The organism is Variovorax sp. P5_A3 (assembly GCF_056400665.1).
On record NZ_JBFUKW010000025.1, the window covers coordinates 103,263 to 122,620 of the forward strand.

Genomic DNA, 19,358 nt, shown 5'->3' on the forward strand with positions numbered 1-19,358 from the left:
CCGGAGACTCACATGGCCCTGTCGATCCCCGTGGAGCGCCGAGCGGTTCATCGTCGCACCGTCGAGACGCGCGCCTATCGCCGCTCGGACGGCCTCTGGGATATCGAAGCTCATCTGCGCGACACCAAGGCGTTCGACAGCAATGACTTTCGCCGGGGGCGCATTCCGGCGGGAGAGCCTATTCATGACATGTGGGTCCGCGTGACGATCGACGCCGACCTGATCGTGCGCCACGTCGAGTCGTCGAGCGACGACGCGCCGTTCACGGCCTGCACTGCGCCGGCCGATGAGTTCGCGGCGCTGGTAGGCGCGCCGCTCGCCCGTGGCTGGCGTGCGCGGGTGTACGAGACTTTCGGTGGCAGGCAGAGCTGCACGCACCTGGTGTCGCTCTTCGAACCGATTGCGACCACGGCCTTCCAGGCCCTGTGCGGCGGCGACGACCCGCAGGGCGCCGACCCGCTCGCTGCGCCCATGCATCGCTTGCAGAAGCCGTTCTTTATCGACGGATGCCGGGTCTGGCGAGCAGAAGGAGAGACGGTCGCGATCGTGTTCCACGATGCGGCCTGGCGCACCGGAGGCCGGCCATGAAGGACGGCATCTTCAGCCTGCAGGGCAGGACCGTGCTGGTGTCCGGTGCGTCCAGCGGCATCGGCCTGCACGTGGCGCAGACCTTTGCGGCCGCAGGCGCGGCCGTCGCGCTTGCGGCGAGGCGCACCGAACGCACCGCCCCGGCCGCGGCCGAGCTCGAAGCGGCCGGCCATCGTGCGGCGTCCGTGTACCTGGACGTGACCGATGAGACGACCGTCAGCCCGGCCTTCGACGAGGCGCATCGCCTGCTCGGCGCACCGGTGGACGTGCTCGTCAACAATGCCGGAGTCCTTCACGCCGAGAGCTTCGTCGGGCATGCCGGCAATGACCTCGACCGTGTTGTCGACACCAATCTGAAGGGCGCCTTTCGCGTCGCGCAGGAGGCTGCGCGACGCATGCTCGTTCTGCAGCGCGGTTCGATCGTGAACGTAGCATCGACCGCCGGGCTGCGCGCCGGCGGCTTCATGGCGAGCTATGCCGCATCCAAGGCCGGACTGATCCATCTGAGCCAGGTGATGGCGCTTGAACTGGCCGGCAAGAACATCCGGGTGAACGTCTTGTGCCCGGGCAACATCGAAACCGATATGCAGGCGGTGCTCGGCCAGAAGGGCTTTCACGAAGCCATGCTGAAGCGCACGCCGATGCGCCGCTTCGGGCAACTCGACGAGCTGGACGGCGCTTTCCTGCTGTTGGCTTCGGACGCAGGCCGCTACATGACCGGCGCGGTCATCACCGTCGACGGCGGCCAGACGCTGAGCTGGATGTAGTTGGCGTGCTCAAGGTTGCGGTGCGCCCTTGATTACCTCACGGGTATTGAACCGGTCGTGAGTTTCCGGGAATGAACGCTCCGCCTTAGCCCGGAATCAACCGCGCCGAGGGCTGCCGTCAGTCTCGAACCGCAGCAAATCCAAACCGGCAATCACCGCACTCCGCAGTGCGCGAACAAGAAGGATCAACGAATGAAAGCCCTTTTCCCTCTCATCCTGGTTGCCGCTTGCGGCGGCTTTGCCATGTCGGCCGGCGCGCAGTTCGCCAAGACCGAAGATGCCATCAAGTACCGTCAGAGCGCGATGTTCCTCCAGAGCCAGCACGTCGCCCGCCTGGGTGCCATGGCCGGCGGCAGGGTGCCCTACGACGCGACGGCCGCGGTGGCCAACGCGGAGGTTGTGGCCGAAATATCGAGGCTTCCCTGGGCCGGATTCGGGCCCGGCACGGAAGGCGGCAAGGCCAAGCCGGAGATCTGGCGGGAGCAGGCGAAATTCAAGGAGCTGAGCGAGAGGCTGATGTCCGACACGGAGAAGGTCCTGGTCTCCGCGAAAGCCGGCAACCTCGACGCACTGAAAGCCGCCATGGGCCCGTTGGGCGAGACCTGCAAGACCTGCCACGACACCTTCAGGCAGAAGTAGCATCGGCCTGCCTAGGCAACCCCCAGATGTTCGTAGAGGACACCGCCCCGATTCCAATCAGCGGGATGCCCCCGATGGCCTCCGCCTAGCGACCCCTTGAGCGACTGGCAATTCGCTGAGCACCTCCCGGATTGGCTGGACGTGCTCGCCGATTCCTCCGAGACGCCTGGTATGTCGGCGAGCCGGCCCAGCCGCAGCAAGACGCTCGATCGGCGGTCGGCCAAACGGGCCGCTCGGCCTTGCGTCAGAATCACCACCAAAGGGCGCTCGCATCTTCTGAGCCGCCACGACGCCGGGCGCTCTGCGGCAGCTGCGCTGCAACCTGGTGAGAAATGCTTGCGTGCGATGTGGTGGAGGACCCAATGGCCGAAATGCTGAGCGATATCCAGTGGAGTGAGCCGGTCGTGCCGGTCACGCGCGATGCGGCATGGGAAGCGGAACTCAAGCGCCGCGGGGCCCAGCCCATGGAAGTCGACCGCCGGGTCGCATCCATCCCCTGGCTGCGCGAGGCGTCCTACGAATCGATGAACTACGTTCCTGACACCCTGCCGGAGCGGCTGTACCGCATCGGCAACATGGTGACATCGCAGGAGAACTCGTGCCGCTACTGCTATGGCGCGACCCGCGCCTTCATGAAGGTGATCGGCTACTCCGAGTCCTTCATACAGCAGGTCGAACGCGACGCGCAGATGGCCGAGCTAGACGACAAGGAACGCGCGTATCTCGCCTTCTGCCGAAGCCTGGCTCGATCGAGGCCGCGTCCGGCCGAGGCCGAGCGTGCCGCCCTGCTCAAGGGTGGCTATTCGCCGACGCAGATCGGCGAGATTGCCTTTGCGATCTCGCTCGGGTGCTTCTTCAACCGTGTCACCACGCTGATCGCTTGCCCGCCGGAGCAGAAGCTGGAACGCATGGCCAATGGACCGATGCGTTGGCTGCTCGCCATCGCGATGCCGTTGATGAAGAAGCTCGCGCCGAACAAGCCGGCTGTATCGCTGCTGGACGATGCCACGCTGGCAGCCGGCCCCTTTGGCGTGGTACTGGCGCCGCTTGCCGGCTTGCGGGCGGGCAGCATCATGAAGGCGGCGCTCGACGGCTCGTTCGAACCCGGAACGCTGAGCCGCAGCGCCAAGGCGCTGATCTTCGCGGTGGTCGCGCGCACGCTCGGCTGCCCGCATTGCGAGGCCGAGTCGATCCGCTTGCTGCTCGAAGAGGGCCTCACTCGCACGGAGATAGCGAACGCCATGACGACACTGCGCTGCCCCAGTCTGCCGCAGCGCGAAGCCGGCCTCCTGCCTTGGGCGCGCGACACGGTGTACTACACGCCGTCGACGATTCAGCGAACGACGCAAGCGCTCGGGGCCGAACTGGGCGACGCCGCGCTGCTGGAAGCCATCGGCGTCGCAGCGCTCGCGAACGGGACCGTCCGACTCGCCATGCTGATGAGGTGATGACGCTCGCTTGGCTTCTGGCCGGACTCTGCGCGATCGCCATTGCGGGTGCCGCAGCGCTCGTCCTGCGAGGTCACCGCCGGAACGCGCAGCTCGAAAGGCTGCTGTTGGCCGCCGATGACAAGCTGGAGCGTTTGCAAGGCCAGTTCGAGCGCTTCGTGCCAGCTGATGTGGTGGAGCGACTCACCGGTAGCGGCGACCCGTTTGCGCCCGAGCGACGCCAGGTGACCATGCTATTTGCCGACCTGCGCGGTTTCACGGCCTTGTGTGACCGACTCGACCCCGCAGTCACGGTGAGCATCCTGAACGACTACTTTCGCCACATGACGGTCGCGATCACCCGCCATCACGGCCACGTCACCGAATTCGTGGGCGACGGCCTGTTGGCCCTGTTCGGCGCCATGGAACCCAACCCTTGGCAGGCGCGAGACGCCGTCATGGCTGCATTGGCCATGCGCACTGAGCTGGCGCGCTACAACGACACATTGCGTGAAAAGGGTTTGCCTGAACTGCGCTTCGGCGTCGGCATTCACGGCGGAGAAGTGGTCGCGGGCGTGATCGGCACTGCGGGGCTCTCCAAGTTCAGCGTCACAGGCGATCCAATCAATGTCGCCTCCCGTGTCGAAGGGCTCACCGGCAAGTTTCAGGTCGACCTGCTGATCACGGAAGACATTCGCCGCACGGTCGAAGGTCAATTTCGCTTGCGGCCGATGCCGCCGGTGACAGTCAAGGGCAAGGAGGCGCCGATACAGACCTACTACGTCGAGGCTGAAGGGGAGTAGGCCGAGTGCGCGACGCTCTCCAGGTTGGAAGAATCGATGAGCGAGAAACGACTGTCACTGAAATGTCATGGCGGGCCACGAGGATCTGGCCACGCCAACCAAGGCGCACAGGAGAAGTTGAATGTTCGATAAGACATCGTTGCTGCGCGCGCTGGTTGCCACGGCCCTGATCCCTGCCGCCCATGCGGGCGTCGACCTGATCGCGATCGGCAGCGTCAGCGGCGCGTACGAGGACCTCTCCGCGCGCACCGCGGCGCCGCTCGAAAACGGCGTCCCCGGCAATCGCCTGGGCGGAATGGGCTCCGGCCTGGCCTATGCGGGAGGCACCACCTTCCTTGCATTGCCGGATCGCGGCCCGAATGCCAAGCCTTACAACCCTCTGGTCGACGATACGGTGTCCTACATCGTGCGATTCCACACCTTGCGCCTCTCGCTGGCACCGAGCGATGCGGGCTCGGCGCTGCCCTTCACCCTCACGCCGACCTTGCGGAAGACGACCTTGCTGTCGAGCCCGACGCCGCTGGTCTACGGCACCGGCGTGGCCCTCGGCAACCGCATCGACGGAGTGACGCCGATCGGTTCGGGTGCGCCAGCCCTGAACGGAGCGCGCCGCTTCTACTTCACCGGGCGCTCGGACAACTTCGATCCTGCCCAGCCTTCCACCAATCCGCTCAACGCCCGCCTGGACCCGGAGAGCATTCGCGTCTCGAACGATGGCGATCGCGTGTACGTCTCGGACGAGTACGGCCCCTACGTCCACGAATTTGACCGTTCCAGCGGCAAGCGGGTGCGCAGCTTCAAACTGCCGGCCAACCTGGCGGTCACGAAGCTGAGCACGCGAGGCACGGTCGAGATCGACGGCAATTCGGTCGGCCGTGTCGCCAACAAAGGCATGGAAGGCCTGGCCATCACACCCGACGGCCGGACGCTGGTCGGCTTCATGCAAGCCGCTCTCGAGCAGGACAAGATGGGAAGCCTGCGTATCGTGACCATCGACACTTACACCGGTGTCACCCATGAATACGCGTACCTCCTCACCGATGGCTCGGGCGTCAGTGAGGTTCTTGCGATCAACAACCACGAGTTCCTGGTCGACGAGCGCGACGGGACCGGCAGGGCCGATACGCCATTGCTGACGGACACCGCATCGGCCGCCAAGATCAAGAAGCTCTACGTGATCGATATCGAGGGCGCCCGCGACATCAGCGCAGTATCGGGCGATCTGAGCAGCTACGCCGTGAAAAAGAGCGCGACGCCCTTCCTCGACGTGGTGGCGAAGTTGACTGCCGCAGGGACCGACCCGCGACTCATCCCATCGAAGATCGAAGGCATCGCGTTCGGTCAGGACGTCACGATCAACGGCGTTACCAAGCACACGCTCTTCGTCGCGAACGACAACGACTTCCTGGCCACCATCGCGGATCCGCTCAAGCTTCCGACCGATGGCACGCGCGGAATGGTCGACAACCCCAATCAGTTCTTCGTCTTCGCGTTCGACGATCGGGACCTGCCGCGCTATGTGCCGCAGCGCATGAACGACGACCGTGAGCGCGATCGCGATCGCGATCGCGACCACGATGGCGATGAGGATTGATCGGGCATCAGGCGCGTCGAAGCCGTGAAGGCTGCGTCCAGGCTGCTGACCGGGCTGCTTCTCGCGATCCTGGCTGCCTGCCCTCTCGCGTCGGCGGGCGAAGTCGACCCATTCGCCGCGCCGGACGCCGCGAGTGACGACACGCCAGCGAGACGCGCGCCAGCAACGCCGGACTCGAAGCAGGTTCCCGGCGTCGATTCCGGTGGAGCGATCTTGAATCCTCTTTCGCAGGTGCCCGCGGCGGTCAAACATCCGGAGCGTTCGGCAAGACCATCTGCTTCGCCCGATTCAAGCGTCGCCACGACAGTCGTGGCCTTGCTCGCCGGGATTGCAATATTCGCGTATCTGCTGCGCAAGTTGTTGAACTAGGGAGACGCTGAACTTTGAGCCTCGCACGGATGCTCGCCTTCAATTGCTCGTTGAGCATCAACGTGCGGTGAGGTCCGTTCAAATTTCAATCGCCGGCACTCAGAATAGCTTCTATATCTTGCCGGTCGGCAAGCAAGCGAACCACATCCAGATGGTTTTCGGTTTCGAAGTAAAGCCACTGCATGGGGAACCCCGCGACGCGCCACGACCGCAACCCGGCGATCTCGCACAACTGCCCCATTCGCGGCGAGCCCATCGCCGGCATACGCTGAATCGGTTTCAGAGCCGCAAGGGCCGCGTCGAACATACGCTCGCCCAACGCCCTCCCGCCCTCTTTCGCGTAGTAGGTCGCGGCGTCGACAAGATCTTCCTCGGCCAGTGGTCGCAGCCTGGCTGGCTTCAACGCGCAGCGCCCAACGCACGCTCCTTCAACTCAGCCGCGACCCTGCGCGTGAGCGTGCGACCACCGCCAGAACGCAGCCCTTCCTCGATCAACTCGCGCAGGCGCTTCTTTGCCTGTTCTTCCTGATCTCGCCGAATCAATTCACGAAGATACTCGCTGGTATTGCCATACTGACCCGAGCGCACGCGTTGATCGACATAGCTGCGAAGGGCTTCGGGGAGGGCAAAACTCATGGTATTCGTGCTCATGTGTCCATGATTGCGCGGCTATCAATAGTTGTCAAGACTGCCTGGTGGATGAGCGGGCGCGGTGTCCGGGATGGCGCGCCCGTCCCCCACTGCTCCTTCATTGGAAAACCACCACCTGCCGGATCGCCTTGCCATCGTGCAGCAGGTCGAAGCCCTCGTTGATCTCTTCCAGGCGCAATCGGCCGGTCAGCAGCTTGTCGACGGGCAGGCGGCCCTGCTTGTAAAGCTCGATATAGCGAGGAATGTCGCGCGACGGCACGCAGGTTCCGATGTAGCTGCCCTTGAGCGTGCGCTCCTCGGCGACCAGGCTGACGGCGGGCAGTCCGAAGCTGGCGGTCGACGACGGCAATCCGGCCGTCACCGTCATGCCACCGCGGCGCGTCACGGCATAGGCCAGGTCGAGCGCGCGGATGGCGCCCGCAAACTCGAAGGCGTACTCGACACCACCGTCCGTGAGCGCACGGATCTTCTCCCTGGCTTCCGGATCACCGGCATTGACCGTGTGGGTCGCGCCGAGCGCCATGGCCTGCTCGAGCTTGTCGTCCGACAGGTCGACAGCGACGATGTGCCGCGCGCCAGCCGCCTTCGCGCCGATCAGCGCGGCCAGGCCCACGCCACCCAGGCCGATCACCGCAACGGAGGCACCCAGGCGCACCTGCGCCGTGTTCACCACCGCGCCGACACCGGTCAGCACGGCACAGCCGAACAGGGCTGCTTCGTCCAACGGAACCGTCGGATCGATCTTGACGAGAGAGCGCCGCGACACGGTGGCGTATTCGGCGAAGACCGAACACCCGAGGTGGTGATTCAGCGGTACGCCGTTCTCGCTCAGGCGCCGCTCGCCGGACAGCAGCGTGCCGGCACCATTGGCAACGGCCCCCGGCTCGCACAGCGCGGGCCGGCCTTCCGCACAGGGCGCGCAATGGCCACAGCTCGGCACGAAGACGACCACCACGTGATCACCCGGCTGCAGGTCGCGCACACTAGGTCCCACCGCCTCGACCACGCCGGACGCCTCGTGGCCGAGCGCCATCGGCATCGGACGCGGCCTGTCGCCGTTGATGACCGAGAGGTCCGAATGGCACAGGCCGGCCGCGGCGATCTTCACCAGCACTTCGTCGGGTCCGGGGGGATCGAGCTCGACCGTGCGGATGGTCAGTGGCCGGCTCTTCGCGTACGGCGGCACGGCCGCCATCCGGTCGAGCACTGCTGCCTTGATCTTCATGGCTGCCTTCCTTTCCTTGCGGTCACAGGGCGATGCCGATCGACTTGACCTCGGTGTACTGCGCGATCGCCTCGTAGCCCATCTCGCGGCCCCAGCCCGACTGCTTGAAGCCACCAAAAGGCAGGCCGACGTCGACCACATGGTGCGTGTTGATGCCGATGGTACCGGCCTTCAGCCGCTTGGCAACACGATGCGCCACGCTGACGTCACGTGTGTAGAGGCTCGCCGCGAGACCGTAGATCGAGTCGTTGGCCTGGCGCACCACGCTCTCGATGTCGTCGTCGTCGAAGACCATCGCGCACAGGACCGGTCCGAAGATCTCCTCCCGCACCACGCTCATGCCCGAATGCGTGTTGGCCAGCACCGTGGGTTGCAGGAAGTAGCCCGCATTGCCCACCCTGCCGCCGCCGATCAGGACCTCGGCGCCGGCCTTTCGGCCTTGATCGATGTAGTTCGCCACGCGATCGCGCTGCTCGGCCGAGATCAGCGGCCCGATGCGCGTGGCCGGGTCGAGCCCGTGGCCGATCGTGAGCGCGGAGGCTTCGAGCACGATGCCTTCCATGACCTCGTCATAGACCTTGCGATGCACGTAGAGGCGAGAACCCGCTGTGCAGGTCTGTCCGTTGTTGTAGAAGATCGCGCTCGACGCGCCGGCCACGGCCTGGTCGATGTCCGCGTCGCCGAACACGATCACGGGCGATTTGCCACCGAGCTCCAGCGAGACTTTCTTCAGGTTTCCGGTGGCGGCACGCAGGATCAGCCGCCCCACCTCGGTCGAGCCCGTGAAGGCGACCTTGTCGATGTCGGGATGCGCAGCGATCGCGGCGCCCGCGGTCTCGCCGAAGCCGGTGACGACATTGAAGACGCCCGGTGGAAAGCCCGCTTCCTCCACCAGCTCGGCCAGCCGCAGCGCCGACAGCGGCGTCTGCTCGGCGGGCTTGAGGATGATCGTGCAGCCGGCCGCCAGCGCGGGCGCCACCTTCCACACCGCCATCATCAGCGGGAAGTTCCACGGCACGATCTGGCCGACGACGCCGACCGGCTCGCGCAGCGTGTAGGCATGGAATTCGGCCGGGTTCGACAGCGGAATCGTCTGGCCGAGGATCTTGTTCGACCAGCCGGCCATGTAGCGCAGCAGCTCGATGGAAAACGCGACATCGACGCCGCGCGCGTCCGTCACAGGCTTGCCGTTGTCCAGCGCCTCGAGCTGCGCGAGTTCGTCGGCATGGGCTTCCATCAGGTCCGCGAGGCGCCACACGAGCTTGCCGCGTTCCGAGGGATTCAGCTTCGACCATGGTCCGGTCTCGAAAGCCTCGCGCGCCGCCGCGACGGCCAGGTCGACGTCCTTCGCGTCACCCGCCGGCACCGTGCAGATCAATGTGCCGAGCGCCGGATCGAACACATCGAGCGTCTTGCCGTTGACCGGATCGCGCCATTGTCCGCCGATGAAGAGCTTCTTCGGGCGGGCGACAAAGCTGCGCACATCGTCGCGCAGCAGGTTCCAGGGGTTGGTGATTGCGTTCATCGGGATCTCCTTGGGTAAGAACTGAATAACTGAATGAGCGAGGAAGCGAGAGCCTCAGGCCACGCCGACGCAGACGTACTTGCGTTCCATGTAGTCGTCCATGCCGTACTTCGAACCTTCGCGGCCGGTGCCCGATTGCTTGACTCCGCCAAACGGCGCCTCGGCAGTCGAGATCAACCCGGTATTGATGCCGACCATGCCGGCCTCGAGCCGCTCGGCCACGCGCCAGGAGCGCTGCAGGTCGGCCGTGTAGAAATAGGAAGCAAGGCCGAACTCGCTGTCGTTGGCCAGGCGCACGACCTCGTCCTCGGTGTCGAAGCCGATCAGCGGCGCGAGCGGACCGAAGGTCTCTTCCCCGCTCACGCGCATCGCAGTCGTGACGCCGGTCAGCACGGCCGGTGACAGGAAATTGCCGCCCAGCCGCTGGCCGCCGGTGCGCAAGATCGCGCCCTTGGCCGTGGCATCGGCGATGTGCGCCTCGACCTTGAGCAGCGCGCGCTCGTCGATCAGCGGTCCGACCTGCACGCCCGCCTCGAGCCCGTTGCCGACGCGCAGCTCGGCCACCCTGCGCGTCAGCTTGTCGGCGAAGGCGTCGTACACGCCACGCTGCACGAAGATGCGGTTGGCGCACACGCAGGTCTGGCCGTTGTTGCGGAACTTGGCGATCATCGCGCCGTCGACCGCGGCGTCGATGTCGGCATCGTCGAACACGATGAAGGGTGCGTTGCCGCCAAGCTCCAGCGAAAGCTTCTTGATGGTGTCGGCGCAGGCGCGCATCAGGCTGCGGCCGATCTCGGTCGAACCGGTGAAGCTGATCTTGCGCACCGTGGCGTTGGCACACAGCTCGCCGGCAATCTCCGCCGCACCGCCGGTCACGACGTTGATCACGCCTGGCGGAATGCCGGCGCGCTCGGCAAGTACCACCATGGCCAGCGCCGACAACGGCGTCTGCGATGCCGGCTTGACCACCATGGTGCAACCGGCGGCCAGCGCCGGCCCGAGCTTGCGGGCCAGCATCGCATTGGGGAAGTTCCACGGCGTGATGGCGGCGCACACGCCCACGGGCTGCCGCAACACCACGATGCGATGACCCGGCTGCGTCGCCGGGATCACGTCGCCGTAACTGCGCCGCGCCTCTTCGGCGAACCATTCGATGAAGCTGGCGCCGTAGGCGATCTCGCCGCGCGCTTCGGCCAGCGGCTTGCCCTGCTCCGTCGTCATGATCAACGCGAGGTCGTCCTGGGCGGCCATCATCAGCTCGTACCAGCGGCGCAGCAGGTCGGAGCGACGTTTCACGGACAGTGCCGCCCACGCGGGAAAGGCGCGCGACGCCGCCTCCACTGCGCGCGCCGTCTCGGCCGCGCCCATGCGGGGCACCTTTCCGACCTCGTCGCCGGTCGCGGGGTTGCGCACGACCAGCGTCGCACCGGAATCGGCAGCCTCCCATACGCCTGCGATCCATGCGCGATCGCGTAGCAGGGTCGGATCTTTCAAGGCAATCATTTCTGTGTGTCCCAGGTCAGTTCAAGGCCGCGTGTGCGGCTGCTATTTGCGCGCGCATGAAGGCCAGGGCCTTGCGCGCGGTGTCGTCCGAGTCGGTCCAGGGCTCGCGCCACAACGCGATCAGGCCGGCCAGGTCCGGACCCAGCACCGAGGGCGAGAAGGACTCGAACAGGATCGGCCCGTCGTAGCCGATGCGCGCCAGCGCGCCGAAGAAGCCCTCGAAGTCGAGATTGCCCTCCCCCAACCTGCCGCGATGGCTGTCCGCCACATGCACATAGCCGAGCAGGTCTCCCACATCGACGATGGCCTGCGCCAGGCGCTCTTCCTCGATGCACATGTGGAACAGGTCGGCGTGCACGAACATCGCGTCGGAGCCCACCTTGCGGATCAGTTCCGCGGCCTGGCCGACCGTGTTGATGAAATTGCTCTCGTAGCGATTGAGTGCCTCCAGGCCGAGGCGGATGCCCGCTGTGCCGGCCTGCCGCGCGAGGCGCCGGTAGGCATCGACCGCGCGCTCGCGAGCCATCTCCGACGGCTGGACGGCGTAGCGATGCACTGCCGAGAACGAAGGGCCGCCGAGCAGCGGCGATCCCATGTCGCGCGCTACCGAGATCGCCTTGGCCACGAGCGCCTCGCCCCGCTGCGCAATCACAGGATCGGGATTGGACAGGTCGGCGCTGAGCTTGCCGCACATCGTGGCCATCACACCCAACCCATGCTGTTCGACCAGGCGCGCGGTCATGCGGGTGTCGATCGTGTCGGGATCGAAGATCAGCACTTCGACGAAGTCGTAGCCGATGTCGGCGGCCCGCTCGAACACGCGGCGCGCGCTGGCTTCGTCCCACTGCGGCGTGTAGACGAACATGTGGATGCCGAGCTTGTTCATCGTGCACTCCCCTGCAGTGCGACGACCGGCACCTTGGCGAATCGGCCTGCGACCGCGGCGCTGATGCGACCACGCCAGATGTCGACGCCCACGGCCAGCAGGATGATCCCGCCGATGGTGATGCTCTGCAGCGAGGTCGATACGGCGTTGAGGTTCAGCCCGTTCTGCACCACGACGATGATCAGCACGCCGATCAGCGTGTTGAGCACATGGCCGCGCCCGCCCGCCAGGCTGGCGCCGCCGACCACCGCGGCCGCGATGGCCTGCAGCTCGATCAGCGAACCGTAGTTGGGCGAGCCCGAATTGAGCCGTGCCGCAAGCAGCACGGCGCCGATGCCTGCGCAGGCACCGGCGATCACGAAGGCCAGCATCCGCACGCGCGGCACGTCGACGCCCGAGAGGCGCGCCGCCGATTCGTTGCCGCCCACGGCATGGATTTCGCGGCCGAAGCGCGTGTGGTTCAGCACCAGCGTCGCGAGTCCGTAGAGGCCGACCATGTAGTAGAACGGAAGCGGCACGCCGAACAGCTCGCCGTAGAACACCTGCCCGAGATCGGCTGACAGCGAGAACACCGGCGATCCGCCGCCCACCGTGAGCGCGATCCCCTTGAAGGCGCTCAGCCCGGCCAGCGTCACGATGAAGGCGGGAATGCGCACATAGGCCACCAGCACCCCGTTGACCAGCCCCAGCACACCGCCGATCGCGATGGCCGCCGGGATGGCCAGCCACAGGCTGGCGCCGTTGAACTTGATCATCACGGCCAGCACCATCGTGAGCAAGGCGATCATCGAGCCCGGGCTCAGGTCGATGCCCCCCGTGAGGATGACCACCGTGGAACCGATCGCGACGATCGACAGCACCGCCACCTGGAGCGCGATGTTGCGGAAGTTCTCCGCCGCCAGGAAGCTCGGCGTGGTCGCAGCGACCACCCCCATGATGAGCAGCAGCGCGGCCATGGGGCCGGCGAACTGGCCGAGGATGGAACGTTTCATGTCATCACTCCTTCAGGAATGGGCTGGGGCGGGTGCCGCGCCTCGGTGGCGCTGACCAGGTCCGCGTGGTGGACTTCGGCGGCGTCTCGCACCGCCGTCACGCGGCCGTGCTGCACGATCGCGATGCGGTCGCTCATCGCGATCAGTTCGTTGTGGTCGGAGCTGATCAGGACGATCGAGTTGCCGGCCGCCGTCAGCCGGTTGATGAGCCGGTACACGGCGAGCTTCGCGCCGACATCGATGCCCTGCGTCGGCTCGTCGAGGATCAGGACGCGGGCCTTCGCGAAAAGCCAGCGCGCGATCAGCACCTTCTGCTGGTTGCCGCCCGAGATCTGGCCGACCAGCTTGTGCTGGGCGAGCGGCGTGATCTCGAGCTCCCGGATGTAGTCGGTGGTGACGCGCGCCTCTTCGGCGTGATCGAGCCGCAGCCCGCGCATCACGCCGCCGAGCTTGGCCATCGTCACGTTCGGGCCGGCGAAGAAGTTGAAGAACAGTCCGTCGAACTTGCGGTTCTCCGGCACCAGCGCGATGCCGGCACGAATGGCGTCGGCCGGCCCGCGAAGGCGCAGCGCGCGGCCGTCGAGCCGGATCTCGCCCGCCTGCAGCCGGTCGACCCCGAACAGCGCGCGGGCGATTTCGGTGCGGCCCGCGCCGATGACGCCGCCGAGTCCGAGCACTTCTCCCCTGTGCAGGTCGAAGGACACGCCGCGCACGCGATTCGCCGTGTGCAGGCCGTCGGCGCTGAGCACCACGTCGCGGGTCGCGTGGCGGCCTTTCGGGTAGTGCTCGCCGACGTCGGCGCCCGTCATGCGCGCGACGATCGCGTGCACGTCGAGCCGCGTCTCGCTCGAGCGGCTGGCCACCCGCCCGTCCTTCAGGATGGTCACCGCATCGACCAGCTCGCAGACCTCGTCGAGCCGGTGCGAGATGTAGAGGATCGCCACGCCGCGAGTCTTCATGCGCCGCAGCAGCCGGTGCAGCACGGCGATCTCGTCCTGCCCGAGCGCGGTGGTCGGCTCGTCCAGGATCAGCAGTTCGGCATCCTGCGACAGCGCCTTGGCGATCTCGACCAGCTGCTGCTTGGCCACCGAGAGATCGGCCACCCGTGCGTCCGGATCGATCGGTATGTCGAGTTGCCCGAGGATCTCGCGGGCACCCTTGGCGATGGCCGGCCAGTCGACGCGCAACCCGAGCCACTTCGATGGATGGCGGCCGAGGAAGATGTTCTCGGCCACGCTGAGTTGCGGCACCAGCGAGAACTCCTGGAACACCGTCGCCACCCCATGGGCGCGCGCCTGCGTCGGGTCGTCCAGACGCACGGCCTGGCCCCGGTACAGGATGGCGCCGGCATCGGGCTGGATCACGCCCGACAGCAGCTTGATCAGCGTCGACTTGCCACAGCCGTTCTCGCCCAGCAGCCCATGGATTTCGCCCCCATGCAGCTCCAGCGAGATCTGGTCGTTCGCCTTGACGCCGGGGAAGGACTTGCAGAGTCCCTGCAGCGCCCACAGCGGCTCGGCTCGCGTCGCGATGGCCTGTGCTTCGCTCATTGCAGGCGCCGGCTCAGTAGGCCTTGGAGGGCTTCGGATACAGGTCGGCCGGCTGCTTCAGTACCGCCTGCGCGTTGCCCTTGTGCACGATCTCGGTCGGCACGCCGACATAGCCGCCGCTCGACTTCCTGTTCAGGAGGTCGACCGCGAACAGTGCCGCCATGCGGCCCATCTTGACCGGCGAGGTGTTGGTGGTGGCGGTGACGCCGCCGCCGTTGGCGATGTCCTCCAGCGCGCCGGTATCGCCGTCATAGCCGTAGATCGAGATGTTGGTCCGCCCGAGGCTCTTGGCTGCCAGCGCCGCGCCGAGTGCCATGTAGTCGCTCGAGGCGTAGATCGCATTGATGCCGGGGTTGGCCTGCAGCATGTCCATCGCCGCGGTGTTGCCCTTCTCGACGCTCCAGCCGCCATTGATGCGCGTCGCCAGCTTCCAGTTGCTGTCCTTCAGGCCATCCAGGAAGCCGCCGGCGCGCTCGGTGGCGATGTAGCTCGGCTCGCCGTCGAGCACGCCGATCGACTTCGGCGCGTCCTTGGCCTGCGCCCGCGCCCACTCGGCCAGCGCCTTGTTGGCATTGCGCTGGTTGACACCGACCACGCCGTGCACCGGCGTCGGGAAATTCGGGATGTCGGAATTGACGACGACCACCACCTTGCCGGCATCGACCGCCTTCTTGATCAGCGGCGCGAGCGAGTGTTCATCGAAGCTGATGATCAGGATCGCGTCGACGTCCTTGCGCGAAGTCACGTCCTGCAACATGCCCATCTGCCCGGCCTGGTCGGAGCCGGCGTAGGGCGAGAGCATGAAGGACTTGATGCCCGGCACCGACTTGATGCCCTCGAACAGCGCCACGTGGTAGTTGTACTCGGTGCCCATCGGCAAGTAGGCGATGGTCGGCGTGCCGCTCTTGTAGCTCAGCTTGTCGAGCGTGGCCTGGGCGCCGGGGCCGAGCGGCTTCGGCGCCGGATAGCCGGGCGTCTGCGCGGTGGCGTTCGCCATCAGCAGTGTGGTGGCGAGGGCCATGAGGGCCTTGCGGCCGGTCTGATGCAGATTCATGCGTGTCTCCTTCGGGTTGTGATCGGGAACGCCGCGACGCGACTGCGTGCAGACGCGCTGCAACGCAAGAGCGGTGAGCGGAGAAAAGGGGTCGGCTAGAACACCGTTCGCACGATGCCGCCGTCCACGCGCATCGCCGAACCATTGATGGCGCTTGCGCGCGCGCTGCACACGAAGGCCACCGCATCGGCGATCTCCCGCGGGTCGATCAGCCGCGCGATCAGCGAGGTCGACCGGTTCTCGCGCATGAAGCGGGCTTCGGCCTCCTCATAGGGCAGCGTGGGAAACAGGTCCTGCACGAAGGCACGGACGCCTTCGGTGCGGGTCGAGCCCGGCAGCACCGCGTTGACGGTGACGCCGGTGCCCTTGGTCAGCTCGGCCAGCGTGCGCGAGATGGCCAGTTCCATGGTCTTGGTCGCGCTGTAGTGCGGCAGCTCGGGCGCGGGCGATACACCGGACTCACTCGAGATGAAGACGATCCGGCCCTTCTTGCGCTCCAGCATCCCGCGGATATAGTGGCGCGAGAGCCGCACGCCACTCAGGATGTTGATCTCGAAGAGGCGCAGCCAGGCCTCGTCGGTCACGTCGCAGAAGGACATCGCCTCGTAGATGCCGAGGTTGTTGACGAGGATGTCGACCTCGGCCACCTGCGCGATCGTGGCCTCGCAGCCCGCCGCCGTGCCGTTGTCGGCCACCAGCGCTTCGAGCCTCGCGCCGGGCACGCCGGACGCGATGGCGTCCATGGCGGTCTGCACGACGGCCTTTGTTCGGCCATTGACGATCACGTGCGCGCCCTCGCGGGCCAGCACGCGGGCGATCTCGCGCCCGATGCCGCCGCTGGATGCGGTAACCAGCGCGCGCTGGCCCTCGAGTTGCAGATCCATCTTCTTGTCTCCGGGTGGTTGGCGAGGAGCCGGCGGCTCAGCCGAGGTTCGGCGAACGCTTCCAGTCGCGCAGCGCGTAGACCGTGCCCGGGCGCTTCTGCTCGGGGTTGGGGTTCTCGATGCGGCGGCGCAGGCTGTGGATCGGCGTCGCCTTGGCGTCGGTGCGCACCTCGATCACCGAAGGACCGGGATGGCCGAAAGCCTCGTCGAGCGCGGCTTCGATCTGGTCCGGGCGGTCGACGACGATGCCCTTCAGTCCGAGGCCCGCGGCGGCGGCGGCGTAGTTCGGCTTGGCATGCTCGGACTGCAGGTCGACCGACAGGCGCGTGTTGTTGTAGAAGATCTGCTCCCACATCCGCAGCCATCCGAGCTCGCCGTTGTTGAAGACGATGTTGACGACCGGCATGTTGTAGCAGGCCTGCGTGGCCAATTCGCCGATCGAGAACGAGAAGCCGCCGTCGCCCGCCACGGTGATCACGCGCTGGCCGGGCTTGACCATGCTCGCGCCGAGCGAAGCGGGCACCGCATAGCCGAGGCTGCCCTGCCCGCGGGCATAGAGGAAGCGGCGCGCGGCCTTGCGCGCCGGCAGGTACTGGCCGATCCAGCCCGACGCGAAGCTGGCATCGCTGATGACCACGTCGTCGGCGTCGAGCCGCGCGGCCAGCGACTTGAGCACGCGACCCGGATGGATCGGCACGGCTTCGGAGGCATGGTCGCCCGCGATGACGGCCGCCTGTTCGGCCTTGACCTCGCTCACGCGGCTGTCCCAGGCGTCGACCCGGTTTGCCTTCAGCATCGGATTCAGCTCGTCGAGCACTTCGCGGATGTCGCCGAACAGCGCCACCGTCGGACGGAAGGTGCGGCCATGTTCCTGCGGGTCGTCGTCGATCGTGATGGTGGCCTGTTGCGGCGTCGGCAACGTCCAGTTGCTGGCGGTGTTCTGGCTCGCCTTGCAGCCGCACCAGATGATCAGGTCGGCCTCGGGCGCGAGGGCCAGCGCGGCCTTCGACCCCATCGGGTTGAGCACGCCCACCGAGCGCTCCGACACTTCGGAGATCACGCCCTTGCCCGACAGCGAGGTCGCGACATAGGCGGCGCTGCGGTCGGCCAGCGTCTGCAGCTGGGCGTAGGCGCCCGACATGTGAACGCCGCCGCCGGCGACGATCAGCGGTCGGCGCGCCTTGGCGATCAGTGCGGCTGCGTCCGACAGATGCTGCTTCAGGGCGCGGGCCCGGTGGGCCGGGGCGCGGACGTAGCGGTCGTCGGCGGCTGCGGGCGCGGTTGACGGGTCCCATTCGGCGTCCATCACGTCGTGCGGCACGATGATGGCCACCGGGCCCGGGCGCGGCGAGGTCGCGACCCGGAAGGCGGTGCGGATGATCTCCTGGAAGGAGCTCGCGGTCGGCACCATGAAGGTTTCCTTGGTGATCGACTTGAGGAAGCTCAACTGGTCGAAGCCCTGAGAGGCCACGCCCTTGGTCTTCAGCGGCAGCCAGTCGCGCGGCAACTCGCCGACGATCGCGATCAGCGGGATCGAGGCATTCAGCGCCTCGACCAGGCCGTCGGTCAGCTTGGTGGCGCCGGGGCCGACGGTGACGTCGCAGACGCCGGGCTTGCCGGTCAGGCGCGCATAGGCGTCGGCCGCATAGACGCCGTTGCGCTCGTCGCGCACCAGTACGTGCTTGATCCGGTCCTGGCGCTGGGCGATGCCCTCATAGAGGCCAGAGGTTTGTCCACCGGGCATGCCGAAGACCACCTCGACGCCGTACTCGATCAACATTTCAGTCAGCATGTCTCCGCAATGGGCCATGTTCTTTCTCCTAGGGGTATGTTCAAAAAAAAAGTGAAGGGAGGCGCGGGTTCAGACCAGGTACTTCCAGTCCTTCCTGGCTTTCTCGTAGGGCTTGGGCCATGCGATCTCGGCGCCCAGCACGCGCGCCGCATGCAGCGGGTAGTAGGGGTCGCGCAAGAACTGGCGGCCGACCGCCACGACGTCGGCGCGGCCGTTCTTGAGCACTTCCTCGGCGAGCAGGGGGTGGTCGAGCATGCCAACCGCGGCGCTCGGCACGCCGGCCTCGCGACGGATCGCCTCGGCGAACGGCACCTGGTAGCCCGGGAAGGCATCGAAGCGGATGCCGCTGGTCGGCGCCATCGCGCCTGAACTCGCGATGACGAGGTCGACGTACTCGCGCAGGGCGGCCACGCGGGCCAGCACCTCGGCCTGCTGCGCACCGCCCTCGTCGCGCTCGATGGTCGAGACCTTCATGAAGATCGGCTTGTGGCGCGGCCAGGTGTCGCGCAGCGCCTGCAGCACTTCTCGCAGGAAGCGCAGCCTGTCGCTGCCGTAGACATCGTCGCGCTGGTTGCTCAGCGGCGAGGTGAACTGGTTGATCAGGTAGCCGTGCGCCGCATGAAGCTCGATGTAGTCGAAGCCGGCTTCATTGGCCCGCCGGGCTGCCTGTGCATAGCAGTCGACGAGCTCGCGGACCTCGCCCTGCGTCAGCTCGCGGGGCACCGGCCACTTGTCGGCGAAGGCGAGCGGCGACGGCCCGACCAGCCCCTGCTGGAAGAACTCGCCCTTGCGTCCCGCATGGCCGAGCTGCACGCCGACCTTGGCGCCGTGTTGCTGGCAGCTGCGCGCGACGCCGCGCAGGCCGGGGACGTGTTCGTCCTTCCAGATGCCCAGGCAGCCGGGGGTGATACGGCCCAGCGGATGGACCGCCGTCATTTCGAGAGAGATGAGCCCGGCCTGGCCGACCGCGCGGCTCGCATAGTGGGTCAGGTGCCAGTCGTTCGCAAAGCCGTCGTCGGCGATGTACTGGCACATCGCGGACATCATGAGCCGGTTGCGGGCCTGCACGTCGCGGAATTCGATCGGAGTGAACAGCATGTCGATGCTCC

General features: G+C 66.7%; 18 protein-coding genes. 6 read left to right on the plus strand and 12 right to left on the minus strand.

Annotation, left to right across the window (positions count from 1 at the left end; genetic code table 11):
* The first annotated feature begins 12 nt into the window (after window positions 1–12).
* The 6 genes from AC1D3B_RS28925 to AC1D3B_RS28950 all read left to right on the plus strand — a co-directional run bounded on the left by AC1D3B_RS28925 (window position 13) and on the right by AC1D3B_RS28950 (window position 5,818).
* On the plus strand, window positions 13–588 hold the full coding sequence (locus AC1D3B_RS28925) for a DUF2889 domain-containing protein (RefSeq protein ID WP_478194107.1): 576 nt from the start codon (window positions 13–15) through the stop codon (window positions 586–588).
* Window positions 585–1,355: an SDR family NAD(P)-dependent oxidoreductase gene (locus AC1D3B_RS28930; protein ID WP_478194108.1), complete on the plus strand. Its 771-nt coding sequence runs from the start codon at window positions 585–587 to the stop codon at window positions 1,353–1,355. The genes AC1D3B_RS28925 and AC1D3B_RS28930 overlap by 4 nt, the downstream gene beginning before the upstream one ends.
* 192 nt (window positions 1,356–1,547) lie before the next feature.
* Window positions 1,548–1,994, plus strand: a complete 447-nt coding sequence (locus AC1D3B_RS28935; RefSeq protein ID WP_478194109.1) for a c-type cytochrome — start codon at window positions 1,548–1,550, stop codon at window positions 1,992–1,994.
* A 362-nt stretch (window positions 1,995–2,356) separates the two neighbouring features.
* Complete coding sequence (locus tag AC1D3B_RS28940; protein WP_478194110.1) at window positions 2,357–3,442, plus strand: carboxymuconolactone decarboxylase family protein; 1,086 nt, start codon at window positions 2,357–2,359, stop codon at window positions 3,440–3,442.
* Window positions 3,442–4,224, plus strand: coding sequence for an adenylate/guanylate cyclase domain-containing protein (locus AC1D3B_RS28945; protein ID WP_478194111.1), 783 nt, complete (start codon window positions 3,442–3,444; stop codon window positions 4,222–4,224). Before AC1D3B_RS28940 ends, AC1D3B_RS28945 begins: the two co-directional genes overlap by 1 nt.
* A 121-nt stretch (window positions 4,225–4,345) precedes the next feature.
* Window positions 4,346–5,818 carry an esterase-like activity of phytase family protein gene (locus AC1D3B_RS28950; RefSeq protein ID WP_478194112.1) on the plus strand — a complete coding sequence of 491 codons (1,473 nt, stop codon included), beginning with the start codon at window positions 4,346–4,348 and terminating at the stop codon, window positions 5,816–5,818.
* Window positions 5,819–6,272: 454 nt separating this feature from the next.
* Here the strand turns inward: AC1D3B_RS28950 and AC1D3B_RS28955 are convergent, their stop codons facing one another.
* The 12 genes from AC1D3B_RS28955 to AC1D3B_RS29010 all read right to left on the minus strand — a co-directional run bounded on the left by AC1D3B_RS28955 (window position 6,273) and on the right by AC1D3B_RS29010 (window position 19,347).
* On the minus strand, window positions 6,273–6,590 hold the full coding sequence (locus AC1D3B_RS28955; protein WP_478194113.1) for a type II toxin-antitoxin system RelE/ParE family toxin: 318 nt from the start codon (window positions 6,588–6,590) through the stop codon (window positions 6,273–6,275).
* On the minus strand, window positions 6,587–6,838 hold the full coding sequence (locus AC1D3B_RS28960; RefSeq protein WP_478194114.1) for a type II toxin-antitoxin system ParD family antitoxin: 252 nt from the start codon (window positions 6,836–6,838) through the stop codon (window positions 6,587–6,589). Before AC1D3B_RS28960 ends, AC1D3B_RS28955 begins: the two co-directional genes overlap by 4 nt.
* Before the next feature lie 97 nt (window positions 6,839–6,935).
* Window positions 6,936–8,063: a zinc-dependent alcohol dehydrogenase family protein gene (locus AC1D3B_RS28965; RefSeq protein WP_478194115.1), complete on the minus strand. Its 1,128-nt coding sequence runs from the start codon at window positions 8,061–8,063 to the stop codon at window positions 6,936–6,938.
* 22 nt (window positions 8,064–8,085) lie between these two features.
* Entirely contained in the window at window positions 8,086–9,588 is a 1,503-nt protein-coding gene (locus AC1D3B_RS28970) for an aldehyde dehydrogenase family protein (protein WP_478194116.1), read from the minus strand.
* Between the two features lie 54 nt (window positions 9,589–9,642).
* Complete coding sequence (locus AC1D3B_RS28975; RefSeq protein ID WP_478194117.1) at window positions 9,643–11,091, minus strand: NAD-dependent succinate-semialdehyde dehydrogenase; 1,449 nt, start codon at window positions 11,089–11,091, stop codon at window positions 9,643–9,645.
* Window positions 11,092–11,107: 16 nt separating this feature from the next.
* The gene (locus tag AC1D3B_RS28980; protein WP_478194118.1) at window positions 11,108–11,977 is read right to left on the minus strand and encodes a sugar phosphate isomerase/epimerase family protein; all 870 of its coding nucleotides are present in this window, start codon (window positions 11,975–11,977) and stop codon (window positions 11,108–11,110) included.
* Entirely contained in the window at window positions 11,974–12,969 is a 996-nt protein-coding gene (locus AC1D3B_RS28985; protein ID WP_478194119.1) for an ABC transporter permease, read from the minus strand. Before AC1D3B_RS28985 ends, AC1D3B_RS28980 begins: the two co-directional genes overlap by 4 nt.
* Window positions 12,966–14,519, minus strand: a complete 1,554-nt coding sequence (locus tag AC1D3B_RS28990) for a sugar ABC transporter ATP-binding protein (RefSeq protein ID WP_478194120.1) — start codon at window positions 14,517–14,519, stop codon at window positions 12,966–12,968. Before AC1D3B_RS28990 ends, AC1D3B_RS28985 begins: the two co-directional genes overlap by 4 nt.
* 13 nt (window positions 14,520–14,532) lie before the next feature.
* Window positions 14,533–15,573: a sugar ABC transporter substrate-binding protein gene (locus AC1D3B_RS28995; RefSeq protein ID WP_478194121.1), complete on the minus strand. Its 1,041-nt coding sequence runs from the start codon at window positions 15,571–15,573 to the stop codon at window positions 14,533–14,535.
* 95 nt (window positions 15,574–15,668) lie between these two features.
* Window positions 15,669–16,457 (minus strand): SDR family NAD(P)-dependent oxidoreductase, encoded by a 789-nt coding sequence (locus tag AC1D3B_RS29000; RefSeq protein ID WP_478194122.1) that lies wholly within the window; start codon window positions 16,455–16,457, stop codon window positions 15,669–15,671.
* Window positions 16,458–16,494: 37 nt separating this feature from the next.
* A complete protein-coding gene (locus AC1D3B_RS29005; RefSeq protein ID WP_478194123.1) occupies window positions 16,495–18,267 on the minus strand; it encodes a thiamine pyrophosphate-binding protein in 1,773 nt (590 codons plus the stop codon).
* Between the two features lie 51 nt (window positions 18,268–18,318).
* Window positions 18,319–19,347, minus strand: coding sequence for an NADH:flavin oxidoreductase/NADH oxidase (locus tag AC1D3B_RS29010; RefSeq protein WP_478194124.1), 1,029 nt, complete (start codon window positions 19,345–19,347; stop codon window positions 18,319–18,321).
* Window positions 19,348–19,358: the final 11 nt, after the last annotated feature.